At 52.2% G+C, this 22,859-nt stretch carries 21 protein-coding genes; 15 read left to right on the top strand and 6 right to left on the bottom strand.

All coding sequences use genetic code 11. The features are described from left to right. Positions 1-12 precede the first annotated feature (12 nt). From EVX52_RS19725 to EVX52_RS19710, 4 genes are all read left to right on the top strand, one after another. Positions 13-255 (top strand): YhdT family protein, encoded by a 243-nt coding sequence (locus EVX52_RS19725; RefSeq protein ID WP_165383762.1) that lies wholly within the window; start codon positions 13-15, stop codon positions 253-255. Then, positions 245-1,690: a sodium/pantothenate symporter gene (gene panF / locus EVX52_RS19720; RefSeq protein ID WP_129954764.1), complete on the top strand. Its 1,446-nt coding sequence runs from the start codon at positions 245-247 to the stop codon at positions 1,688-1,690. The genes EVX52_RS19725 and panF overlap by 11 nt, the downstream gene beginning before the upstream one ends. Before the next feature lie 43 nt (positions 1,691-1,733). Continuing rightward, a complete protein-coding gene (gene prmA / locus EVX52_RS19715; RefSeq protein ID WP_129954765.1) occupies positions 1,734-2,618 on the top strand; it encodes a 50S ribosomal protein L11 methyltransferase in 885 nt (294 codons plus the stop codon). 146 nt (positions 2,619-2,764) lie between these two features. Next, on the top strand, positions 2,765-3,517 hold the full coding sequence (locus tag EVX52_RS19710; RefSeq protein WP_129954766.1) for a carbonic anhydrase: 753 nt from the start codon (positions 2,765-2,767) through the stop codon (positions 3,515-3,517). Between the two features lie 176 nt (positions 3,518-3,693). On the opposite strand, the gene EVX52_RS19705 is transcribed toward EVX52_RS19710, so the two are convergent. Then, positions 3,694-4,563 (bottom strand): hypothetical protein, encoded by an 870-nt coding sequence (locus tag EVX52_RS19705; RefSeq protein WP_129954767.1) that lies wholly within the window; start codon positions 4,561-4,563, stop codon positions 3,694-3,696. A 502-nt stretch (positions 4,564-5,065) separates the two neighbouring features. Between EVX52_RS19705 and dusB the strand changes: the two genes are divergently transcribed. The 9 genes from dusB (at position 5,066) to EVX52_RS19655 (ending at position 13,318) form a co-directional block, all read left to right on the top strand. After that, entirely contained in the window at positions 5,066-6,031 is a 966-nt protein-coding gene (gene dusB, locus EVX52_RS19695) for a tRNA dihydrouridine synthase DusB (RefSeq protein WP_129954769.1), read from the top strand. 21 nt (positions 6,032-6,052) lie between these two features. After that, entirely contained in the window at positions 6,053-6,349 is a 297-nt protein-coding gene (fis, locus tag EVX52_RS19690; RefSeq protein ID WP_004097144.1) for a DNA-binding transcriptional regulator Fis, read from the top strand. Between the two features lie 200 nt (positions 6,350-6,549). Beyond that, positions 6,550-6,978, top strand: coding sequence for a DoxX family protein (locus EVX52_RS19685; protein WP_129954770.1), 429 nt, complete (start codon positions 6,550-6,552; stop codon positions 6,976-6,978). A gap of 426 nt (positions 6,979-7,404) precedes the next feature. Further along, positions 7,405-8,322: a kdo(2)-lipid IV(A) palmitoleoyltransferase gene (gene lpxP / locus EVX52_RS19680; RefSeq protein WP_129991964.1), complete on the top strand. Its 918-nt coding sequence runs from the start codon at positions 7,405-7,407 to the stop codon at positions 8,320-8,322. Between the two features lie 90 nt (positions 8,323-8,412). Beyond that, complete coding sequence (locus tag EVX52_RS19675) at positions 8,413-8,598, top strand: hypothetical protein (RefSeq protein WP_129954772.1); 186 nt, start codon at positions 8,413-8,415, stop codon at positions 8,596-8,598. A gap of 410 nt (positions 8,599-9,008) precedes the next feature. Continuing rightward, a complete protein-coding gene (locus EVX52_RS19670) occupies positions 9,009-10,034 on the top strand; it encodes an amino acid ABC transporter substrate-binding protein (protein WP_129954773.1) in 1,026 nt (341 codons plus the stop codon). A 216-nt stretch (positions 10,035-10,250) separates the two neighbouring features. After that, on the top strand, positions 10,251-11,429 hold the full coding sequence (locus EVX52_RS19665) for an amino acid ABC transporter permease (RefSeq protein WP_129991963.1): 1,179 nt from the start codon (positions 10,251-10,253) through the stop codon (positions 11,427-11,429). Positions 11,430-11,438: 9 nt separating this feature from the next. Further along, positions 11,439-12,548 (top strand): amino acid ABC transporter permease, encoded by a 1,110-nt coding sequence (locus tag EVX52_RS19660; RefSeq protein ID WP_370278360.1) that lies wholly within the window; start codon positions 11,439-11,441, stop codon positions 12,546-12,548. An 8-nt stretch (positions 12,549-12,556) separates the two neighbouring features. Then, positions 12,557-13,318, top strand: coding sequence for an amino acid ABC transporter ATP-binding protein (locus EVX52_RS19655; protein WP_013577309.1), 762 nt, complete (start codon positions 12,557-12,559; stop codon positions 13,316-13,318). Positions 13,319-13,912: 594 nt separating this feature from the next. Here the strand turns inward: EVX52_RS19655 and EVX52_RS19650 are convergent. Further along, positions 13,913-14,602: an LrgB family protein gene (locus tag EVX52_RS19650; protein WP_129954775.1), complete on the bottom strand. Its 690-nt coding sequence runs from the start codon at positions 14,600-14,602 to the stop codon at positions 13,913-13,915. After that, on the bottom strand, positions 14,595-15,017 hold the full coding sequence (locus EVX52_RS19645; protein ID WP_129954776.1) for a CidA/LrgA family protein: 423 nt from the start codon (positions 15,015-15,017) through the stop codon (positions 14,595-14,597). The genes EVX52_RS19650 and EVX52_RS19645 overlap by 8 nt, the downstream gene beginning before the upstream one ends. A gap of 142 nt (positions 15,018-15,159) precedes the next feature. On the opposite strand from EVX52_RS19645, the gene EVX52_RS19640 reads away from it, so the two are divergent. Beyond that, positions 15,160-16,038, top strand: a complete 879-nt coding sequence (locus EVX52_RS19640) for a LysR family transcriptional regulator (protein ID WP_129991962.1) — start codon at positions 15,160-15,162, stop codon at positions 16,036-16,038. Positions 16,039-16,110: 72 nt separating this feature from the next. Here EVX52_RS19640 and EVX52_RS19635 read toward each other — a convergent pair whose 3' ends face one another. From EVX52_RS19635 to EVX52_RS19625, 3 genes are all read right to left on the bottom strand, one after another. Next, positions 16,111-17,760, bottom strand: a complete 1,650-nt coding sequence (locus tag EVX52_RS19635; protein WP_129954778.1) for a Na+/H+ antiporter — start codon at positions 17,758-17,760, stop codon at positions 16,111-16,113. A gap of 167 nt (positions 17,761-17,927) precedes the next feature. Then, positions 17,928-19,295, bottom strand: coding sequence for an NCS2 family permease (locus tag EVX52_RS19630; protein WP_129991961.1), 1,368 nt, complete (start codon positions 19,293-19,295; stop codon positions 17,928-17,930). Positions 19,296-19,822: 527 nt separating this feature from the next. Further along, on the bottom strand, positions 19,823-20,491 hold the full coding sequence (locus tag EVX52_RS19625) for a glutathione S-transferase family protein (RefSeq protein ID WP_129954780.1): 669 nt from the start codon (positions 20,489-20,491) through the stop codon (positions 19,823-19,825). 265 nt (positions 20,492-20,756) lie between these two features. On the opposite strand from EVX52_RS19625, the gene EVX52_RS19620 reads away from it, so the two are divergent. Further along, on the top strand, positions 20,757-22,850 hold the full coding sequence (locus EVX52_RS19620) for a bifunctional diguanylate cyclase/phosphodiesterase (RefSeq protein ID WP_129991960.1): 2,094 nt from the start codon (positions 20,757-20,759) through the stop codon (positions 22,848-22,850). Positions 22,851-22,859 lie beyond the last annotated feature (9 nt).

The following is a 22,859-nucleotide window of genomic DNA, read 5'->3' as shown; positions in this document are numbered from 1 at the left end:
AAATAAATGGCATTGGATAAACGTTTTTTGCAAGCCAACCGCGAAGCCCGCTGGGCATTCGGGCTGACGATTGCCTATCTGCTGGCATGGTGTTTTGCTGCGTATATTCCTGACGACAAACAGGGTATCACCGGTCTGCCGCACTGGTTTGAAATGGCCTGCCTGCTGGTCCCGCTGATTTTCGTTCTTTTAAGCTGGTTGATGGTTCGCGTGATTTATCGCGATATTCCGCTGGAGGACATTAATGCAGACTGAAGTCTTATTGCCACTGATTGCCTACTTACTGCTGGTTTTCGGGTTGTCTGTCTATGCCTATACCCGCCGCGAACAGGGCAACTTTCTGACCGAATATTTCCTCGGTAGCCGTTCAATGGGTGGTTTCGTACTGGCCATGACCCTGACCGCCACCTACATCAGTGCCAGTTCCTTTATCGGCGGCCCCGGTGCGGCCTACAAATTTGGTCTTGGCTGGGTATTGCTGGCGATGATTCAACTGCCTGCCGTCTGGCTTTCACTCGGCGTACTGGGTAAAAAATTTGCCATTCTTGCGCGTCGTTATAATGCGGTCACGCTGAACGACATGCTTTTTGCGCGCTACCGGAGCCGCTTACTGGTCTGGCTGGCAAGCCTGAGCTTGCTGGTGGCGTTTCTGGGTGCGATGACCGTCCAATTCATCGGTGGCGCACGCTTGCTGGAAACGGCGGCGGGTATTCCTTATGACACCGGTCTGCTAATTTTCGGCATCAGTATTGCGCTGTACACCGCCTTTGGCGGCTTCCGTGCCAGCGTCCTCAATGATGCCATGCAGGGGCTGGTGATGCTGCTCGGCACTATTTTGCTGTTGATCGCCGTCATTCACGCCGCAGGGGGGCTGCACAGCGCGGTAGATAAGCTCCGGCAAATCGACCCGAAACTGGTGTCCGTGCATGGCGGAGATGACGTCCTTTCACTGCCTTTTATGGCGTCTTTCTGGATTTTGGTGTGCTTTGGTGTGATCGGCCTGCCGCATACCGCTGTGCGCTGTATTTCCTACAAAGACAGCAAAGCGGTACACCGTGGCATTGTGCTCGGCACGATTGTGGTCGCCGTTTTGATGTTCGGTATGCATCTGGCCGGCGCGCTGGGACGTGCGGTATTGCCTGATCTGAAAATCCCAGACCAGGTTATCCCGACATTGATGATCACCGTACTCCCCCCTTACGCCGCCGGTATCTTTCTTGCCGCGCCGATGGCTGCCATTATGTCGACCATCAATGCGCAACTTTTGCAGTCATCAGCGACTATCGTTAAAGACTTGTACCTCGGTATTAAACCGGAGCAACTGACTAACGAGCGTAAGTTAAAACGCTTATCAAGCTGGGCCACCTTTATACTGGGATTATTGGTGTTGCTGGCCGCATGGCGTCCGCCGGAAATGATTATCTGGCTGAACCTGCTGGCATTCGGCGGGCTGGAAGCGGTGTTCCTGTGGCCGCTGGTGCTCGGTTTGTACTGGGAACGGGCAAACGCTGCGGGCGCGCTGAGCGCAATGATTGTTGGCGCAGTTTGTTATACCCTGCTCGCCAGTCTTGACCTGCATATTGCCGGTCTGCATCCGATTGTGCCGTCGCTGTTGCTGAGCCTGCTGGCGTTTTATGCCGGCAATAAATTTGGCAAACAGCCACGCGAAACCGTACTCAGGCCGTCCTGAACGGACGGTACTGCTATTACAGATTGTTAAGAAGAGAATGGCTATGCCTTGGATCCAACTGAAGATTAATACCACCGGTAACGACGCGGAAACGCTGAGTGATGCGCTTATCGAAAGTGGCGCGGTATCCGTGACTTTCCAGGATACTCACGATAACCCGGTTTTCGAACCGCTGCCCGGCGAAACCCTGTTGTGGGGGGATACTGACGCTATTGGCCTTTACGACGCGGAAACCGATATGGACGAAGTGATCGCTATACTGGAAAACGCACCGCTGCTGGGCAAAGGTTTTGCGCATAAAATCGAACAACTGGAAGACAAAGACTGGGAACGCGAATGGATGGATAACTTCCATCCCATGCGTTTTGGCGAGCGTCTGTGGATTTGCCCGAGCTGGCGCGATGTGCCGGATCCGAATGCCGTGAACGTCATGCTGGATCCGGGGCTGGCGTTTGGTACCGGTACTCACCCGACCACGGCCATGTGTTTGCAATGGCTAGACAGTCTGGATCTGAACGGTAAAACCGTGATCGACTTCGGTTGCGGCTCCGGCATTCTGGCGATCGCCGCGCTGAAGCTGGGCGCAAAGCATGTGGTCGGGATCGACATCGATCCGCAGGCCATACAGGCCAGCCGTGATAATGCCGAACGTAACGGTGTTTCAGAGGGTCTGTCGCTGTATCTGCCGCAAGACCAGCCTGAGGATCTGTCGGCCGACGTGGTAGTCGCCAACATTCTGGCAGGCCCTTTGCGCGAACTGGCTCCCCTTATCAGTGTACTGCCGGTCGCAGGCGGCCATCTGGGACTGTCCGGCGTACTGGCCAGCCAGGCACAAAGCGTGGCGGATGCCTATAAAGACAAGTTTGACCTGGATCCGGTGGCCGAGAAAGAAGAGTGGTGCCGCATCACCGGCATTAAAAAAGCCTGATTTATGTTCCCCGCTCTTTCTGTTTGTGCAGAAAGAGCGGATTTTCTTCTAAAACTCTTTTACGACCTGTTCTCATATTTCTCCTGCCGCACAAAACCCTTACACTTTGCGAGGTTTTATTACTCAACACATGAAAGGGATATCTCTTGAAAGGAAAATTATTCTCTGCCGCGCTGGCCGCACTGACCTTGTCAGTTTCTGCACAACCCGCCTGCGCAAACGAAGCGTCGCACTGGTCATATGATGGCGACACTGCCCCGCAAAACTGGTCGAAACTCAGCCCTGATTTTTATCTGTGTGAACAGGGTAAAGCACAGTCGCCTATCGATATCAAAGATGCATTACAGGTGCACCCCCGCCCGCTTAAGCTCAGCTATCAGTTGCCACCGGTCAGTGTCATTAACAACGGTCACAGCGTGCAGGTAAATGTTCAGCAGGGGGACTTCGTTACACTGGACGGCGAAAAATTCGTTCTGCAACAATTCCATTTCCATTCCCCGAGCGAAAATACCCTCAACGGTAAATCCTTCCCGATGGAGGCGCATTTTGTTCATATGAATGCTGAAGGGGAGATTGCGGTGATTGCGGTGATGTTTGAAACCGGCAAGGCTAATGCCGGACTGGAAAAAATATGGCAACAAATGCCTGATAAAGCCGGAGAACCTGTCGCACTGAAGACGAAAGTTGATCTTCTTAGCCTGATGCCAAAAGACCTGACGCATTACCGCTTCAGCGGCTCACTGACCACTCCACCGTGCACAGAAGGGGTACGCTGGCTGGTGGTTAAAGAGCCTCAGACATTGTCTGAAACCCAGTTGGAGAAATTCCAGCATGCGATGCATCATGCGAATAATCGCCCGGTGCAAGGGCTGCATGGCCGGGTCATCGTCGCGCAATAATTGCGCTTCCCCTTCAAGGCAGCAGAGCGGGCCCGCTGCCTTATTTTTAAAACCTGGATGCCCTTCCTCTATTCCATGTATTCTCTGCGATATTTCATACACAGAAATATATCGGCTGAAATATGACTCCCTGTTATTTTCCGTAGCCGGTATATCACTCAATACTGTCTGATAAATTACAGTCTCGTGATCTCGTCTTCCTGATTAACATAATCATTAAGATTGTTAAAGCATACTGACAGCTCCTGGCACTCCTGATTAATTCCAGGATATTCTGAGCGAGGCAGGTACCGGGAAAATATGGATGAAATAGGCTCGCATTCCCAGGGCGGCATAACTTTAACGCCACCCAGCCAGTAAACCACATTATTGGCGACCTGAGGATTACCCCGGTTACGGTAAAGCCATCTTATTTCAGCGCTGGTAATATCGCCCGGTCTCTTTTCAATAACCCGCTCAAACGCGATTTCATCAAGGATAAAATGCACCCTTTTATTTCTGGTTTTGGTTTGAAACTCCAGCCCGGCTTTACTGGCCCGAATCCATGCTTCTTTAGCAATATCGAGGTTTGTATTAGACTTTTTGGGGGGTAGTTGCCGTATCCTCGCATTTTTCAAACGAGAAATATCCACTTCAACCGTTTTTCCCCAGTGTATGTATTGTGCCTGATGAACTGATTTTATCTGGTGAGGAGATATTCCGTTTTCCAGGTTCCATTTTTGATGGTTACGTAAAAAATGCTTAAATTGGATCGCCCTTTTCGGATCCGCGGTCGCTTCTCCTCTTGAGCGGATTTGTCTATCAGGCGAGTAAAACTTTCCGGGCGCATGCAGCCGGTGGCTTATTTTTGAAACATTGACCACACTGTTGGTCAGTTGATTTTGAATAATAATATCCTGTCGTTTTCTCCCGTGGCGTAATATTTTAATAAATATACCGTTGTCTCTCATCATGCTTCTAATTGCCCGGCACACCGCATCCCGGGGAGCATCCAGACCATAAATAATGTCCCCGTTTTGAAATTCTTCAATAATTTGTTCAAACATGACCCGTCTCCAAAATAAGGGGGTGATCATAATTCAACCAAATAGTAATAAAAATCCTGTTTCTCTACATGATACATTTAGCATGCTTATTATTAGAGTTTATCCCATACGCTGGGAGCGGAGAAAAAGGGGAACGGCGCAGCCTTTAGGCCAGACAAGTCTGAACTCATCCTGCGGCAGTCGGTGAGACGTATTTTTGACCAAAGAGTGATCTACATCACGGAATTTTGTGGTTGTTGCTGCTTAAAAGGGCAAATCTACCCTTAGAATCAACTGTTATATCAGGGGGATTCAGAGAGATATTAGGAATTTGCACAAGCGCACAATTTAACCGCATCATGATAACGCCATGTAAAACAAAGATAAAAAAACAAAATGCAGTGACTTACATCGCAAGCAAGGCATTTTCTTATCCAATTGCTCAAAGTTTGGCCTTTCATATCGCAACGAAAATGCGTAATATACGCGCCCTTGCGGACATCAGTATGGTCATTCCTAGTTCATGCGCATCGGACACCACCAGCTTACAAATTGCCTGATTGCGGCCCCGATGGCCGGTATCACTGACCGACCATTTCGTGCCTTATGTCATGCGATGGGGGCTGGGATGGCAGTATCTGAAATGCTCTCCTCCAATCCGGAGGTGTGGCGGACGGATAAGTCACGTTTGCGTATGGTACATAACGATGAACCGGGGATCCGCGCCGTGCAAATTGCCGGTTGTGACCCCGAAGATATGGCGGCCGCTGCACGAATTAACGTGGAAAGCGGTGCGCAAATCATTGATATCAATATGGGCTGCCCGGCCAAGAAAGTGAACCGCAAACTGGCAGGTTCTGCATTACTGCAGTATCCGGATTTGGTTAAACAAATCCTGACGACCGTTGTGAATGCAGTAGATGTGCCAGTCACGTTGAAAATCCGTACTGGATGGGCACCGGAACACCGTAACTGTGTACAAATTGCCCAATTGGCTGAAGACTGTGGAATTCAGGCCCTGACAATTCATGGCCGAACCCGTGCCTGTCTCTTCAATGGAGAAGCAGAGTACGACAGTATTCGGACAGTTAAGCAGAATGTTTCCATTCCGATTATCGCGAATGGCGACATAACTGACCCGCATAAAGCCAGGGCGGTACTCGACTACACCGGAGCTGATGCTCTGATGATAGGACGTGCCGCTCAGGGGAGACCCTGGATCTTCCGGGAAATCCAGCATTATCTGGACACAGGGGAGTTGTTACCTCCACCTTCTATGGGTGAGGTTCAGCGCTTGTTAATAGGGCACGTACGGGAATTGCACGACTTTTACGGTCAAGGCAAGGGATTCCGTATCGCCCGTAAGCACGTTTCCTGGTATCTCCAGGAGCATGCCCCAAATGACCAGTTTCGGCGCTCCTTCAACGCCATAGAGGATGCCAGCGAACAGCTGGAGGCGTTGGAAGCATATTTCGAAAATCTTGCGTAACAAAAAAGAGCTGACAGAACTATGTTCGAACAACGCGTGAATTCTGACGTACTGACCGTTTCTACCGTAAACTCACAAGATCAGGTGACTCAAAAGCCTCTGCGTGACTCGGTAAAACAAGCACTTAAGGGCTATTTTGCTCAATTGAATGGTCAGGACGTGAATGACCTGTATGAGTTGGTATTGGCTGAAGTTGAACAGCCACTGTTAGACATGGTGATGCAGTATACCCGTGGCAACCAGACTCGTGCGGCCCTGATGATGGGTATCAACCGCGGTACGCTGCGTAAGAAATTGAAAAAATACGGCATGAACTGATATTCATCAGTTAATGTCTTAAAAAGGCGCTTTTCCGTAAGGGGAGCGCCTTTTTGTTTTCTGCTTTATCGAAAAACCTTTAGTCCAAAATCTGCGCAAAACCTAATCCAGATCAACCCAAATGAGAATAATTATCCCCTGCATTCAGTGATTAAGAATTACTTTATAGAGACAATAAAATGTCTCCAGGAGTGATACTGATGAAGCAACTTTATCTCCGTTTTACCGCTGCACTGAACAAACCGGATCTGGCGATTTTGCTGTTGCGGATCACCTATGGCCTGCTGATTTTTCACGGCTGGCATAAGCTGCACGACGGACTGGGCGGCATTCAGGGCATGCTGGCAGGATATGGTATTCCGGCATTTGTCGCCTACGGCGTGATCATTGGTGAGGTGATCGCTCCTGTTATGATGATACTGGGGATTTTCACCCGCCTCGCGGCGCTCTCTGCGGCTGCGACCATGGTCGTCGCCTGGCTGATGGTTGGTGTCCACCACACCTTCGCGCTCTCTCCGGTCGGCGCATGGGCAATTGAAGATATCGTTTATTATTTCATGGCTGCTGTGGTGATCGCGCTGTATGGCAGTGGCCGATATTCTGTGATGAGTAATCCATTATATCGCTGATACTCCCCTTTTCAGCATGCTTCGCCAAAGGAGCGTGCTGAAATATCCTGCGGGTGTAACTGCGACGTCTGAAGGAAAACTCCCTTCTTTCGGTAGCGTTTTCATTTTGTTGTGTAAACCCTTCCGTAAAGAAACAGTAAATAGTGCGTTTATCGGACGATTCCCCTCTGCGGTTAGATCACGCGGCATGTTATACTTGCCTCAAGAGTCGTATTCGCCCCGCTCAACGCCTACGGACAGCCCTTCAGCTTCGCGATCCCGCCTTTTAAAATTATGTCTTGATTAAGTAAAAGTGAGTCAATTTGTGTACTTTCGAAAACGTTTACACCTTGATGTTGTCCCACTCTTTAACAGACAATCCGTATCGCGACTGAGCAAACCCCTGACGCGTTACCCCCGGTTTTTTATGCATATGATTGGGCTTTTATGACATCTCCTCGTTTTCGCGCATCTTTTTTACGTCCACGTTACTGGCTGACCTGGTTTGGTCTTGGCGTTCTGTTCCTGCTGGTTCAACTCCCTTATCCGGTGTTAAATCGCCTCGGCATCTGGTTGGGCCGAACGTCCATGCGCTTCCTGAAACGCCGTGTATCAATAACGCGCCGTAACCTGCAATTGTGCTTCCCGGATCTCCCTTCTGATCAGGTCGAAGCGCGCATCATCAGCAACTTTGAATCCCTCGGCATGGGTCTGCTGGAAACCGGCATGGCCTGGTTCTGGTCGGACGCCCGTGTAAAACGCTGGTTTGACGTCAGCGGCCTGCATAACCTGAAAAAGGCGCAGGAAAATAAACAGGGTGTGCTGGTGATTGGCGTACACTTTATGTCGCTGGAATTAGGCGGCCGTGCGATGGGCTTATGTCAGCCGATGATGGCGATGTACCGTCCGCACAACAATAAAGCGATGGAATTTGTGCAGACCTGGGGCCGTATGCGGTCTAACAAGGCGATGCTCGATCGCAAAGATTTACGCGGTATGGTTCACGCGCTGAAAAAAGGCGAAGCCGTCTGGTTTGCACCGGATCAGGATTACGGCCCGCGCGGCAGCGTATTTGCCCCTCTGTTTGCGGTCGATCAGGCCGCAACCACCAGCGGAACCTTTATGCTGGCACGTCTGGCAAAACCTGCGCTGGTGACTGTCGTGCTGGTACGTAAAGCTGGCGGTACCGGTTATGAACTGGTGATCCAGCCTCAATTACAGGATTACCCGCTCGATGATGAAATGGCAGCCGCCGCCTACATGAACCGGGTAATCGAAAAAGAAATTATGCGTGCACCCGATCAGTATCTCTGGCTGCACCGCCGCTTTAAAACCCGCCCGGCGGGTGCACCTTCGCTTTATTGATAAGCGCAAGAGTGGATAAACCCTCAGCCCGATGCCACCGCGTCGGGCTTTTTTCATTCATCGCATCCCATTAAGAGATCTGTAACTTTCATGGCTAAAAAAAACGACGCAACACCGTCTATCTTCGACCATCTCAAAGATGATGACAGCTTTGACCTCTGGGGACGTTCAGGCCTCAGCACCGCGCTCAATAAAGCCAAACCCAAAGCACCGGATAGCGACCAGATCGCGGCTGCACGCAAACTGATCACAGGCAGTAAAGATCAGGCCAAATAAGACGTCCCGTTTTTCTCCGCTGCACTGCCCCGGTTTTACACCCCGTTATGCCAATTTATCTCTCAGCTCATCCGAACTGAGAGATTTGCTCATGGTTTTGCCTCATTTTTTTTCCAAATATGAGGGCATATTTCACTTCGCTGCAAACATCGCGATCTGCACTCCAATATTGAAATATTCCGCACTCATTTAAGGCAGTCACATTGACCACGCACTGAAAGAGAGCAATAAATTTTATACACCTCGTCAATGTTACTGTGCAATTCCTCTATGCAACTTGATTGATGGGGCATTTTTCATGTTGGCACTCCCTTTGCAAAGACAGGTGCAGAGGGCGTTGCCCCATAACAGACAGGGTGCTCCGGCACTCACACAATAATAATTTTCAGTTTTGTCTCACAGGACGCTTTATGAAAAAAATATTGCTCTCAACACTGATTGCCGCAGCAAGCTTCGTGACACTGGCTGGTCAGGCTCATGCAGGTACCACTCTGGATGCAGTAAAAAAGAAAGGCTTTATTCAGTGCGGTATTAGCGATGGCTTGCCAGGCTTCTCTTACGCTGACTCCAAAGGCAAATTTACCGGTATCGACGTTGATGTGTGCCGCGCGGTGGCTGCTGCGGTGTTTGGTGATTCTGAGAAAGTGAAATATACCCCGCTGACCGCGAAAGAGCGCTTCACCGCCCTGCAGTCTGGCGAAGTGGATATCCTGTCCCGTAATACCACCTGGACCTCTTCCCGCGATGCGGGCATGGGCATGATTTTCGCCGGCGTAAACTACTACGACGGTATCGGCTTCCTGACCCACCAGAAAGCGGGTCTGAAAAGCGCCAAAGAACTCGATGGCGCAACGGTCTGTCTGCAGGCCGGTACAGATACCGAGCTGAACGTGGCTGATTACTTCAAAGCCAACAAAATGACTTACACCCCGGTGACCTTTGACCGTTCAGATGAAAGCGCCAAAGCGCTGGACTCCGGTCGTTGTGACACCCTGGCTTCTGACCAGTCTCAGCTGTATGCACTGCGTATCAAACTGGGCAAACCGGATGATTTCATTGTGCTGCCGGAAGTTATCTCTAAAGAACCGCTGGGACCTGTTGTGCGCCGTGGTGATGAAGACTGGCTGGCGATCGTTCGCTGGTCACTGTTCGCGATGCTCAATGCTGAAGAAATGGGCGTGACTTCTCAGAACGTTGTTCAACTGGCGGCTAACCCGACGACACCTGATATGAGCAACCTGCTGGGCAAAACCGGGACTTACGGTGCTGACCTGAAAGTGCCTAACGACTGGGTCGTGAAAATCGTTAAGCAAGTGGGTAACTACGGCGAAAGCTTCGAGCGCAACGTCGGTCAGGGCAGCGAGTTGAAAATTAAACGTGGCCAGAACGCCCTCTGGAATAAAGGCGGCATCCAGTACGCTCCCCCTGTCCGTTGATTTTATCCTTCGTACTTGACGTTGCAGCGGCGTTAGCGGCATTCGGTCACCCGAATCACTGACCCGTGTCAGCTCATCGGGATTCCCTCCCTTGCCGCCTTGCTGCAACGCCAGTTACTTTGGATAAACAAAAGTTCAGTCTGATAAAGGAAGCTGATGGACCGGTCGTTCCCCGGTGCATCACTTCCACTGTTTTACCTGCAGGTCGAGGTTCTTATGTCGCAACGCCCAACCGGAAAAGTCTCGTTCTCGCTGGCAAACCCAGCCGTACGAGCCTGGATTTACCAAATTTTCGCGGTGGTGTTGCTGGTGGCCTGTCTGGGTTACCTGCTCCACAACACCATTACCAATCTGACAACACGAGGGATCACCTCGGGATTTGCGTTTCTTGAAAAAGGTGCCGGTTTCGGCATTGTTCAGCATCTGATTGACTATCAGGAAGGCGACACCTATGCGCGCGTATTTGTTATCGGTCTGCTGAATACCCTGCTGGTTTCTGCGTTGTGTATCGTTTTTGCCTCGATTCTCGGGTTCATTATCGGCTTAGGGCGCCTTTCCGATAACTGGCTGATTCGTAAAGTCTCGACGGTGTATATCGAAACGTTCCGCAACATTCCACCGCTGCTGCAAATCTTCTTCTGGTATTTCGCCGTACTGCGTAACCTGCCGGGGCCGCGTCAAAGCCTGAATGCTTTTGACCTGGCTTTTGTCAGTAACCGCGGTCTGTACCTGCCGTCACCGGAACTGGCACCGGGAAGTCTGGCGGGTTTTATCGCCGTGCTGCTGGCTATTTTTGGCATCATTGCACTGCAACGCTACAACCATTTCCGACAGATACACACCGGCCGGATCTGGCATATCTGGCCTTGGGCGATTGTCATGATCGTTGTATTTCCGGCGCTGGCACACCTGTTTTTCGGGCCTGCATTGCACTGGGACGAGCCTGCGCTGCGCGGTTTCAACTTCCGTGGCGGCATGGTGTTGATCCCGGAACTGGCAGCGTTAACGCTGGCGTTATCGGTCTATACCTCAACCTTTATCGCCGAAGTAATCCGCTCCGGTATCCAGTCTGTTTCGCACGGTCAGCATGAGGCCGCCCGTTCGTTAGGTCTGCCGAATCCGGTCACTCTGCGTCAGGTCATTTTGCCGCAGGCGATGCGGGTGATTATTCCACCACTGACCAGTCAGTATCTGAACATCGTGAAAAACTCTTCTCTGGCGGCAGCAATTGGCTATCCGGATATGGTATCGCTGTTCGCCGGTACCGTGCTCAACCAGACCGGTCAGGCGATTGAAACCATTGCTATTACGATGTCAGTCTACCTGATCATCAGCCTGGTAATTTCCTTCCTGATGAACATTTACAACCGCCGTATCGCACTGGTCGAGCGTTAAGGGAATCCCATGACAATGACAACACTTCCTCCGGGAGTCAGAGCCGTGAAGCCCGGTACGCCACTTGGTATCGCCGTGCTCTGGGCGCGTAAAAATCTCTTCTCCAGCTGGTTTAACAGCCTGCTGACTTTGTTCTGTATATGGCTGATGTGGCTGGTGATCCCCCCGTTGTTGAACTGGGTGATTTTCCAGGCCAACTGGGTCGGCACCGCGCGCACTGACTGCACCAAAGCTGGCGCGTGCTGGGTCTTTGTCCATGCACGTTTCGGGCAATTCATGTACGGGCTGTATCCGTTCGATCAACGCTGGCGTATCAACGTCACACTGATCGTCGGTCTGCTGACTCTTGCGCCGATCTTCTTTAAAGCCATGCCCCGGCGCGGACGTTATATCGCGTGCTGGATGGTGCTCTTCCCGATTTTCACCTGGATCATGCTGTACGGCGGTTTCCTGGGGCTGAGTCGCGTCGAAACCCGCCAATGGGGCGGCCTGACGCTGACGCTGATCATTGCCGCAGTCGGTATTGCCGGTGCGTTACCGCTGGGCATTATGCTGGCGCTGGCACGGCGTTCAAGCCTGCCTGTCGTGCGCATTCTCTCAGTGATTTTCATCGAATTCTGGCGCGGCGTGCCGCTTATCACCGTGCTGTTTATGTCCTCGGTGATGCTGCCGCTGTTTATGACCGAAGGGACAAATATCGACAAACTGGTGCGTGCACTGGTGGGGGTTGTGTTGTTCCAGTCCGCGTACGTCGCGGAAGTGGTACGCGGCGGGTTACAGGCGCTGCCGAAAGGTCAGACCGAGGCCGCCGAGTCACTGGCGCTCGGCTACTGGAAAACGCAAGGCTTAGTCATTCTGCCGCAAGCGCTGAAAATGGTGATACCGGGTCTGGTCAATACCATTATCGCGCTGTTCAAGGACACCAGTCTGGTGATCATTATCGGCCTGTTCGACTTGTTTAGCAGCGTTCAGCAAGCCACCGTCGATCCCGAATGGCTCGGCATGTCGACCGAAGGCTATGTCTTCGCCGCCGCCGTCTACTGGATTTTCTGTTTTAGCATGTCGCGTTATAGCCAGCATTTGGAAAGACGCTTTCACACCGGACGTTCCGCACACTGAGGTAAACCATGAGCGACCATCAAGTCACTGAAAACCAAAATATGATGATCACGCTGGAAAACGTGAACAAGTGGTACGGACAGTTCCACGTATTGAAAGATATCAACCTGAGCGTGAAACCGCGTGAACGTATCGTGTTATGCGGCCCTTCCGGCTCCGGGAAGTCAACGACCATTCGTTGCATTAACCATCTGGAAGAGCACCAGCAAGGGCGCATCGTAGTGGACGGCACTGAACTGAACGATGACTTGCGCAATATCGAACGCGTACGCACCGAAGTCGGTATGGTATTTCAGCACTTCAACCTGTTCCCGCATCTGACCGTGTTGCAGAACTGTACCCTGGCGCCGTGCTGGGTGCGTAAGATGCCGAAGAAGGAAGCCGAAGAACTGGCGATGCATTACCTGAAACGTGTGCGCATCGCCGAACATGCGCATAAATTCCCCGGTCAGCTTTCCGGTGGTCAGCAGCAGCGCGTAGCCATCGCCCGTTCGCTGTGTATGAAGCCTAAAATCATGCTGTTTGATGAACCCACGTCTGCACTCGACCCTGAAATGGTGAAAGAGGTACTGGACACCATGATTACGCTGGCAGAAGAAGGCATGACTATGTTGTGCGTGACGCATGAAATGGGCTTTGCCAGAACCGTCGCCGACCGGGTGATCTTTATGGATCGCGGGGAGATCGTCGAACAGGCACCACCACTGGAGTTCTTCGCCAATCCGAAATCAGCGAGGACGCGGGAGTTCTTATCGCAGGTGATCCATTAAGCTGAGGCCGCAGCTTGACCGGCATATGAACGGAATGGTGAAGGTTTCGGTTTCTCAATAGCGGTGCTCGCTTAGCGGCTGCCGCCGAAACCGCCCAAAAGGGGAAAGTGCTTTTCCCCTTTTGGATTTCCCCTCGCTTTTTCAACACGCGCTATCGCTCGCTGGCTATGTTTCAGCCACCACAGTGACAGGCTGGAAATCTTGCCGCTGCGCGGTTCCTTCCCTCGGTCCTGGAGCCTCTGGTCTCCAGGCCGCTCCGTTCAGCAAGCTTTCTGAATCGCCCGCAGGCTTTTTTAAAAGAAGATGGTGAGGTTGTGAGGTTAACGTTGAGGCCGGTTCCAAAATATCGCCGGACGAGAGGTGGAAAACCGCGCGGTAGTTTGCGCGGGTTGTAACCCGACGGGAGGGCACCGCGCAGCGGCGGGATTTTGCGGCTGTCGCTGCCGCACCTGAAACATGGCCAGCGAGCGAAGCACGCAGTTAAAAAAGCGCGGAGTCCAGAGGCCCGCGCGTTACCGGGTCTCTGTTCGGTGTGGGCCGACGCCCACAACCTTGAATTTGAACTTAAAGTTTCAGATCTTTTTCAAAAGATCATCACCACATCAGCCCCCCGATCACCGGCGCAATCACGACCGTGACAACCCCCGCCAGCATCATCACCAGGCTCGACACCACACCTTCTTCCGCACCCAGTTCATAAGCTCTCGCCGTGCCCGCACCGTGTGACGCCGCACCGAAACCGGCACCTTTTGCGAGACCGCTTTTTACCGCCAGGCGCAGAAACAGCATATCGCCGACCGCCATACCAAAGACGCCCGTGATCACCACAAACAGCGCCACCAGATCCGGCTGGCCACCCATTTGTTTAGCGGCGGCCAGCGCAAAAGGCGTAGTGATGGAGCGAACCGCCAGGCTGCGCTGGATTTCTTCCGGCAGCGTCAGCATGCGTGCCAGCCAGACCGAACTGCTGACGGCAACCACTATCGCCGTCAGCACGCCTGCACTGAGTGACATCCAGTGACGACGGATCACTGCCATATTTTCGTAAACCGGCACCGCAAACGCGATGGTTGACGGCCCGAGCAACCACAGCAACCAGTGCGTTTCACCGATGTAATCCTGATACGACGTATGCGTCACCACCAGCAAAATCACCAGCACGATGGGTGTGAACACCAGCGGCATCAGGAGCAATGTGCGTTTCTGGCGGTACAGTTTTTTGTTGCCGTAATACAGCCCGAGGGTGACCACGAAACACAACATGCTGATCAGTAAATCAGTCACGGTTTGCCTTCCTCGCCGCCAGACGTTGCTCCAGACGATACACTTTATCAACGACCACTGCGGTCGCCCCGAGCGTCAGCATCGTGCTGATACCAATCACCAGAAAGATTTTCCAGCCTTCGATCATCAGCAACTGGGCGTAATTCACCACAGCCACCACGGCCGGCACAAAGAACAACAGCATCTCTGCCAGCAGCCAGCGGGAACCGGCTTTCACCCATTTCACCGGTAAAATACGGAACATAATCAGCAGCAAAAGCATCAGCATCCCGACAATATTGGCAGGCAAAGGCAGATGGAGCGCAGTGACAAGGCGATCGGCTATAACGAATAACACCGCATACAGCACCACCTGAACAGGGATCTGGCAACGGGTCAGCAGGGACGGCGCTTTAGTGCGCAACGCCAACAACATGGGAATAACCTCGAAAGAGGAAAGAGTGGAAAAGAAGTATACGCTGGCAGGAAACTGGTAAAGAAATGAATTAAAATTATAAAAATGATTCCAGTTTGGAATACTTCGTGACTCGCCGATCTGACCGGGAAAATATCCGCCCATGGACGTTCGTACCTTACGCTATTTTGTCGAAGTGGTTCGCCAGCAGAGCTTTACCCGCGCAGCGGAAAAGTTATTTGTCACCCAGCCGACAATCAGCAAAATGCTGCGTCATCTGGAAGAAGAACTGGCATGCACGCTGATTGTCCGCGAAGGACGCCGCTTACGGCTGACCGACAGTGGTCAGGCGTTGTATCAGCGCGGCCTGAATATTCTTGAAGAGTTTCGCCAGCTGGAAGCAGAACTGGAAGACATTAACTCGCTGAAATCCGGTCATTTACGGCTGGGCATCCCCCCGATGGTCGGTACGCAAATTGCGCCGCTTATCGGCAGCTTTCGCCAGCAATATCCCGGCATCGAACTGATTATTTCCGAGTTTGGCGGCCTGACGGTGCAACAGGCGGTGATATCCGGCGAACTGGATCTGGCCCTCACCGCCCTGCCGGCGAACGCTGTGCCTTCTATTGCCTCTCTGCCGCTTTTCAGCCATCCGATGTGTGTGGTGATGCCCCGCACCCCGCACTGGCTGAACAGGACGCGTATGTCGATAAGCGAACTGGCTGAAGAAAGCATCCTGATTTATAACGAAGATTTTGCCCTGTACCGCCAGCTGATGGATGCCTTCGCCTCACACGGTTTTACGCCAAAAATTGCGGCACGCAGCGGGCAATGGGATTTCCTGGCAGCGATGGTACAAACCGGTATGGGTGTGGCGATTTTGCCGGAACCGGTCTGCCAGCGGCTGGATAAAAATGCGCTGATGTGGCTACCGCTGGATCCGCTGATGCCGTGGCAGCTCGGGCTTATCTGGCATCAGGGCAGTTATCTCTCGCACAGTGCGCAGGCCTGGATCACTCTGTGCAGGGATTACTGGAAATAGCGGGAAGTTAGTGGGAAATAAAAACCGCGTGAACGTTGCAGCACACGCGGTTCCTGATATTGCTTGTAACTTTTACACTTCTTTTTCGACTAACAATGCTTCGAGTAAGTCCAGATCATGCAGCAGTTTTTGCAGGGTCTCGTTACTGATTTTCTGCGTGGCGCGCAGATGATAAAGCTCACCACGTTCCGCACGCAGTGCAGTCAGACGGAAGCGGCGCTCCAGATTTTCCAGCTTCAGCGCGGTTTCCATATCATCACGGTTTGCCGTGCGTCGTCGTAACGTCCCGATCACCCGCGAACTGATCTCCTTCAGCGTCTGTTCATCGATATTTTCTTCGGTATCTGCCGCCAGACGTTCTTCCATTTTATGCAGGCTTTCGATCGCCACTTCTGCTGCGATCGATTTCGCCATGCGTTCTTCTTCACGGTAGGTCGTGCCGTCAGCCACCACCACACCTCTGAGCAGGAACGGCAAGGCAATCACGCCTGCGATCAGTGAGAAAAGAATGACGCCGGTCGCCAGAAAGACCAGTTGATAACGCGACGGGAACGCCGAACCATCAGCCAGGAATAACGGAATCGACAACACACCGGCCAGCGTAATGGCCCCTCGCACACCCGCAAAAGAGGCCACCCATAGCTCACGCGTGCTGTAGTTGCCAAACAGCAGCGGTTTCTTTTTCAGAAAACGGTTGCTGAAACTCTTCATTACCCACAGCCAGACGAAACGCAGGATCAGCAGCGCAAAATAGATAATCCCGACGTCGGCAAACAGATGCCATGTCACAATAGACGGGTCGTGTGTGGCCTGATCGATAGAGTTCTCAAGGATCCCCGGTAATTGCAGGCCCAGCATGATAAACACCATGCCGTTGAACACAAACTCAAGCATCGCCCACACGCTGTTCGCGCGCAGGCGCATCGCCAGTGGCGCGTTACGTATAATGCCGGACTGGCTGATGGTCATCCCCGCCGCCACTGCGGCCAGAATGCCCGACACACCGATATGTTCGGCAATCAGATACGAGGCGAACGGCAGCAGCAGCAGGAAGACAATTTGTGTCGCCGGATCATCACCGCTCCAGCGGCTCATGATGCGCAGCGATTTACTGTATAACCACGTCACCGCCACACCGGCCATCAGGCCGCCGATCGCCACTTTAAGAAATTCGACCGTTGCACCGCCGACGGTAAAAATCATCGTGCCCATCGCCACAGCAATAGCAAATTTCAGGGAGACCAGGCCGGATGCGTCATTCATCAGCGCCTCACCTTCCAGCACGCCCATGATCGACTTCGGTATACGCCCCTTACCGACAATCCCGCCCAACGCCACGGCATCGGTTGGTGAAAGCACGGCTGCCAGCGCGAACGCGGCCACCAGCGGGATATTCGGCACCATCATATAAATCAGATAGCCAATACCGACGACGGTGAGTAACACCAGCACCAGTGCCAGCCCGAGAATTTCGCGCCCGTGGTGGAGGAATTCGCGGGTCGGGGTTTTCCAGCCATCAGCAAACAGTAACGGCGGGATAAAAAGGACGAGAAACAGCTCAGGATCGAAATCCACATGCAAACCAAAATTTGGCCAGGCCAGCAAGGCACCGACAGCAATCTGCATTAACGGAAGAGGAACCTGAAACGGCAACATTCTGGTGACGACGCCGGAGAGCGACACCACCAGAATCAAAATCAGAATGGTAAAGAAGATTTCCATGCTTTCCTTAGACTCTTGTTTTTATAAATTTCAGCCAGACGCAGGTGAGTGAGTCCGGAGCGAACTAAGGAATAGTAGATCAAAAGGAGATGTGATTTAAATCAGTGCGTGCGGTTACATCAGAGAGGATTTGCTCCTCCCCCTGCGAAGAGGGAGGAGCAAACAGATCAGATCGCCCATCCGCCCGCATAAAACGCCACCAGCGCCACAGCGATAATCACCGTGCCAGCGTTAAGTTTACGCCATTCGCCGGAGAAAATACGGCCAATCACCAGTGCGCTGAAACCGAGCATGATGCCGGTGACAATGTTACAGGTCAGAACAATAAAGACCGCGCAAAGTAACCCTGACATCGCGTCAACAAAATCGCTGAAATCCAGTTTGGTGACATTGCTGAGCATCAGCAGACCAACGTACATCAGCGCAGGTGCGGTGGCGTAAGCAGGGACCAGATAAGACAGCGGAGACAGGAACAACATCAGCAGGAATAGCACACCGACCACGGTGGCTGTCAGGCCGGTTTTACCGCCAGCCGCCGTGCCGGCTGCCGATTCGATATAAACCGCAGCCGGAGAAGCGCCAACCAGGGAAGCGAAAATACTGCTCACGGAGTCAGCCGTCAGGGCTTTTCCGCCGCTGATGATCTGCCCGTTTTCATCCAGTAGATTGGCCTGACCGGCGACCGCGCGAATGGTGCCGGTGGCATCAAACACCGCCGTCATCACCAGGGCCAGTACACTGGGTAATACCGCAGCTTTCAGCGCACCCATGATATCCAGATCGAAAATCACCGATTTGCCGTCAGCGCCTGCCAGAGAAGGTATCGCAAACAAACCCTGATATTTCACGGCAGGATCGAAGATCAGGCCGATAATCGAAATCGCGATAATCACCAGCAAGATGCCACCCGGAACACGCAGTTTCTCCAGGCCAAAAATCACCGCCAGACCGAGTAATGTCATCACTACCGGGAAAGAGGTGAACGCGCCAAGTGCCACCGGTAAGCCGTCCAGCGGGTTTTTCACCACCAGGCCAACACCGTTGGCGGCGATCAGTAACAGGAATAAACCAATACCGATACCGGTGCCATGCGCAACGCCTGTTGGCAGATTGCGCAAAATCCACGAACGGATGCCCGTCACCGAGATAATAGTGAACAAGACGCCCATCAGAAATACCGCGCCGAGTGCCACCGGTACGCTGATATGCTGGCCCAAAACCAGACTAAAAGCGGTAAAGGCAGTCAGAGAAATGGCGCAACCAATCGCCAGCGGCAGGTTTGCCCACAGGCCCATCAGCAAGGAACCAAAACCGGCAACCAGACAGGTCGCAACAAATACTGCACTTGGCGAGAAGCCTGCTTTGCCGAGCATGGATGGCACGACAATGACCGAATATACCATCGCCAGAAAAGTCGTTAAGCCCGCTATCACTTCCTGACGGACATTACTGCCACGCGCACTCATTTTGAAAAAAGCATCAAGCGGGCTTTTTGGCGCAACGGCGCTGCCCGCCTGAGGTTGTTGACTCGACATGGAAAATCCTCTGAATGTCTTTACTGATTAGCCGGCGTGGTCATTATGAAACCGTTTCTGCACGTTCCTTTCCTTATTTGTCGTCCTGAATCGCCGGAAAAAGCGTCAGAACGGCAAAGCAAACGTTTAACTCGCAGCGCGTATGGCGGGGACTCATTAAAAAAAACGCCCCAAATAATTCATGTTGCAGGAAGGCGGCAAGGAAGGGAATCCCGATGAGCTTACTCAGGTAAGTGATTCGGGTGACCGACCTAGCCAACACGTCTGCAACGTGAAGTATGAAGGGGAGGTACGCAAACGATTATCTCGCCTTTAACCGGCGCACATCAACTGTGAATGGCAATAATTTACCGTTGTCCGGTCAATAAAAACGCGATTGTGGTGGAAATTTATCCGGTGGCAAAAAAGGAAGAAAAAGAGGCGAAATAAATAGCAGGGTATTTATTGTGGTTTATTTTTATCAGGCGTTGATTGCGTACCCCATCATGCGCAATCAATGCCTGAATAATATAAAAGCGCGTAATGGATTAACGTAAAATATTAAATGGTCCGCCGTTTTCCAGCGCCTTCTGATAGGCCGGACGTGCAGTCACATTTGATAGCCAGGCATTCAGTTGCGGGTATTTCCCAAGTCCGGACCGGGCATTGATCGCTTCTATCGGGAAACTCATCTGAATATCTGCTGCGCTGAACTGATAACCGGCAAAATAAGGATGAGTTACCAGGTGCTGTTCAAGATAATCCAGATGAGTATGGATCTGTTTATCCAGATAATTTTTCTGCACGCCCTGCCCGATCGCGCCGGCAATCGGGCGGATCAGCCATGGCATTGGCGGTTGACCCAGACGGCTGAAAATCAGCTTCATGACCAGCAAAGGCATCAGCGATCCTTCAGCGTAGTGCATCCAGTAACGATATTGCTGACGCTCGGCAAACGCCGTGGGTTTCAGCGTGCCCGCATCGTCATACACCTCCTGCAGGTATTCAATAATGGCGCCGGATTCCGCGAGGATCAGTCCGTTATCTTCCAGTACGGGTGACTTGCCCAGAGGATGAATTTTTTTGAGTGATGCCGGTGCCAGCATGGATTTTTTATCCCGCTGATAACGTTTGATTTCGTAAGGAATGTCCAGTTCTTCGAGCATCCATAAGATTCGCTGCGAACGGGAATTATCCAAATGATGCACTGTTAACATAAATGTCTGTCGTCCTGTTTCATTTAATTATTTGTTAACTATAGACAACGCTTTCAAAACGCGTATCTGTTTCGTTTTAAAACCCTCCCTTTCTTCAGGATTAATTTATCAAAAAACTTTTTATTTGATTAAAATCACTTACGGATTAATCTTAATTACATGAAAAAAATATCGTAAGTTCATTCGCCTTTAATAATTCTTAATGCCATTATCGCCGGATAAAAATCAGCCCGTCGCTATCGACTCTCTCTTTGTGGAGCCTCACATGTTTTCCAGTAATTACAACAATGTGCTTGTGATGTTTTCGTTCATTGTTGCAATGCTTGCCTCTTATACCGCGCTAGATATGGCGGGCCGGGTCGCCACCACGGAAGGAAGGGCTTCCCGACTTTGGTTAACAGGTGGCGCCATTGCAATGGGCATCGGCATCTGGTCGATGCATTTTATCGGCATGCTGGCTTTTAATTCTCCGATGCCGATGGGTTATGACCCTTTCATCACCCTGCTTTCTATGGTGATCGCCATCATTTCCTCAGCCTTCGCGCTGTGGCTGGTCTGTCTGCAGGAATTACCGACCAGACGATTATTTGCCGGTGCCTTACTGATGGGCGGTGGTATTGCCGCTATGCATTACACCGGTATGGCCGCCATGCAGATGATGCCGCCCATTACCTACGATTACCGCTGGGTGGTGCTCTCTGTTGTTGTTGCGATTGTCGCTTCCGGCGCGGCGCTGTGGATGGCATTCAATTTGCGCCAGCAGTCGCCTAATGTCCGCCTGCTGCGCATCAGCGCTGCGGTGATAATGGGCACCGCGATTGTCGGTATGCATTACATCGGCATGGAGGCAGCCCGATTCCCGACGGACAGTCACAGTATGGCAGCGTTCAGCGGCGTGGATAATAACTGGCTGGCGTTACTGGTGATTGTGGTCACGCTGGCGATTCTGGCCATCACCTTGATCATCTCTATTCTCGATGGCCGGATGCAGGCACGCACCTCAATTCTGGCGTCTTCTCTGGCACAGGCAAACCGCGAGCTGACCCAACTGGCGCTGCACGACAATCTGACCCGTTTACCTAATCGTTTGTTGCTGGAAGACCGCATGAGTCAGGCACTTCAGAAAGCGTTGCGTGGTGAATCGCAATTTGCGGTACTGTTTCTGGATCTCGACGGGTTTAAAGCGGTTAACGATGCCTTCGGCCATCACATCGGCGATCAGCTGTTAATTTCCGTCACTGAACGTCTGCAATCACAGCTCCGGGCGGCGGATACGCTGGCGCGTCTCGGCGGCGATGAATTTGTACTGCTGGTTGAAATCACCGAACCGACCGATGCGTCACAACTGGCCGATAAGCTGGTACATCTGATTGCACGTCCGTTTTATGTTTCCCGCTATGAACTGCTGGTCTCTGCCAGCGTGGGGATTGCAGTATATCCGGGCGATGGAGAGAATGAGCGCGAGCTGATGCTCAATGCCGACGCCGCGATGTATCACACCAAAAATTCCGGTCGCAACGGCCACAGTTTCTTCCAGCCGTCGATGAACGCCAACGCGCAAAACCAGTTGCAGATGCTCAATGATTTGCGTCTGGCGATTGAACACCATGAGCTGCGCCTGCACTATCAGCCAAAATTTATTGCGCCTTACGGGCCGGTGAGCGGCTTCGAAGCACTGCTGCGCTGGGAGCGCGGGGGTAACATCCTCAGCCCTGATGTATTTTTGCCGCTGGCAGAAAAAACCGGCCTGATTATTCCGATCGGCGAATGGGTGCTGAACGAAGCCTGTCGCCAGTTACGGGAATGGCATATGGCCGGACATACGCAATGGACGGTGGCGGTGAATCTTTCCACATTGCAATTTGAACAGACGAATCTGGTCGAAATGGTGATAGAAACCATTGAACGCCATCAGATCCCGCCTGAAATGCTCACGCTGGAAGTCACCGAAACCACCGCCATGCGCAACCCGGATAGCAGCGTAGAAATTCTGGAGCGCCTGACACAGTACGGCGTAAAAGCCTCGATTGATGATTTCGGTACCGGCTATTCCAGCCTGCTCTATCTGAAACGTCTGCCCGCCAGTGAGCTGAAAATCGACGGCGCATTTATTAACGACCTGATTGCAGGCAGCGAAGATGCCAGTATTGTTTCTGCGATCATCGCCCTCGGCCAGACGCTGAATCTCAAAGTGGTGGCCGAAGGCGTTGAAACTACCCAACAGCAGGAATTCCTGACGCAACTGGGCTGCGATACTTTGCAGGGTTATCTTCTGGGACGTCCGATGACGCCCCAACAAATTGCCCAACACCCCGATACGGACTGGGAGTCAAAACTCCCCCTGACGCATAAAGGCTGATGCGCGCGG

Source organism: Rahnella sp. CFA14(1/10), assembly GCF_004195095.1.
Taxonomy (GTDB): domain Bacteria; phylum Pseudomonadota; class Gammaproteobacteria; order Enterobacterales; family Enterobacteriaceae; genus Rahnella; species Rahnella perminowiae.
This window is presented reverse-complemented; position numbering and strand designations above follow the sequence as displayed.

Excerpts from the sequence above, each read along its gene's own strand:
- lpxP (WP_129991964.1), top strand. The coding sequence starts at position 7,405 with ATGACATCTCCTCGTTTTCGCGCATCTTTTTTACGTCCACGTTACTGG.
- fis (WP_004097144.1), top strand. The coding sequence starts at position 6,053 with ATGTTCGAACAACGCGTGAATTCTGACGTACTGACCGTTTCTACCGTA.
- EVX52_RS19685 (WP_129954770.1), top strand. The coding sequence starts at position 6,550 with ATGAAGCAACTTTATCTCCGTTTTACCGCTGCACTGAACAAACCGGAT.
- EVX52_RS19655 (WP_013577309.1), top strand. The coding sequence starts at position 12,557 with ATGAGCGACCATCAAGTCACTGAAAACCAAAATATGATGATCACGCTG.
- dusB (WP_129954769.1), top strand. The coding sequence starts at position 5,066 with ATGCGCATCGGACACCACCAGCTTACAAATTGCCTGATTGCGGCCCCG.
- EVX52_RS19635 (WP_129954778.1), bottom strand. The coding sequence starts at position 17,760 with ATGGAAATCTTCTTTACCATTCTGATTTTGATTCTGGTGGTGTCGCTC.
- EVX52_RS19670 (WP_129954773.1), top strand. The coding sequence starts at position 9,009 with ATGAAAAAAATATTGCTCTCAACACTGATTGCCGCAGCAAGCTTCGTG.
- EVX52_RS19625 (WP_129954780.1), bottom strand. The coding sequence starts at position 20,491 with ATGTTAACAGTGCATCATTTGGATAATTCCCGTTCGCAGCGAATCTTA.
- EVX52_RS19645 (WP_129954776.1), bottom strand. The coding sequence starts at position 15,017 with ATGTTGTTGGCGTTGCGCACTAAAGCGCCGTCCCTGCTGACCCGTTGC.
- EVX52_RS19620 (WP_129991960.1), top strand. The coding sequence starts at position 20,757 with ATGTTTTCCAGTAATTACAACAATGTGCTTGTGATGTTTTCGTTCATT.
- panF (WP_129954764.1), top strand. The coding sequence starts at position 245 with ATGCAGACTGAAGTCTTATTGCCACTGATTGCCTACTTACTGCTGGTT.
- EVX52_RS19665 (WP_129991963.1), top strand. The coding sequence starts at position 10,251 with ATGTCGCAACGCCCAACCGGAAAAGTCTCGTTCTCGCTGGCAAACCCA.
- EVX52_RS19660 (WP_370278360.1), top strand. The coding sequence starts at position 11,439 with ATGACAATGACAACACTTCCTCCGGGAGTCAGAGCCGTGAAGCCCGGT.
- EVX52_RS19675 (WP_129954772.1), top strand. The coding sequence starts at position 8,413 with ATGGCTAAAAAAAACGACGCAACACCGTCTATCTTCGACCATCTCAAA.
- EVX52_RS19705 (WP_129954767.1), bottom strand. The coding sequence starts at position 4,563 with ATGTTTGAACAAATTATTGAAGAATTTCAAAACGGGGACATTATTTAT.
- prmA (WP_129954765.1), top strand. The coding sequence starts at position 1,734 with ATGCCTTGGATCCAACTGAAGATTAATACCACCGGTAACGACGCGGAA.
- EVX52_RS19640 (WP_129991962.1), top strand. The coding sequence starts at position 15,160 with ATGGACGTTCGTACCTTACGCTATTTTGTCGAAGTGGTTCGCCAGCAG.
- EVX52_RS19630 (WP_129991961.1), bottom strand. The coding sequence starts at position 19,295 with ATGTCGAGTCAACAACCTCAGGCGGGCAGCGCCGTTGCGCCAAAAAGC.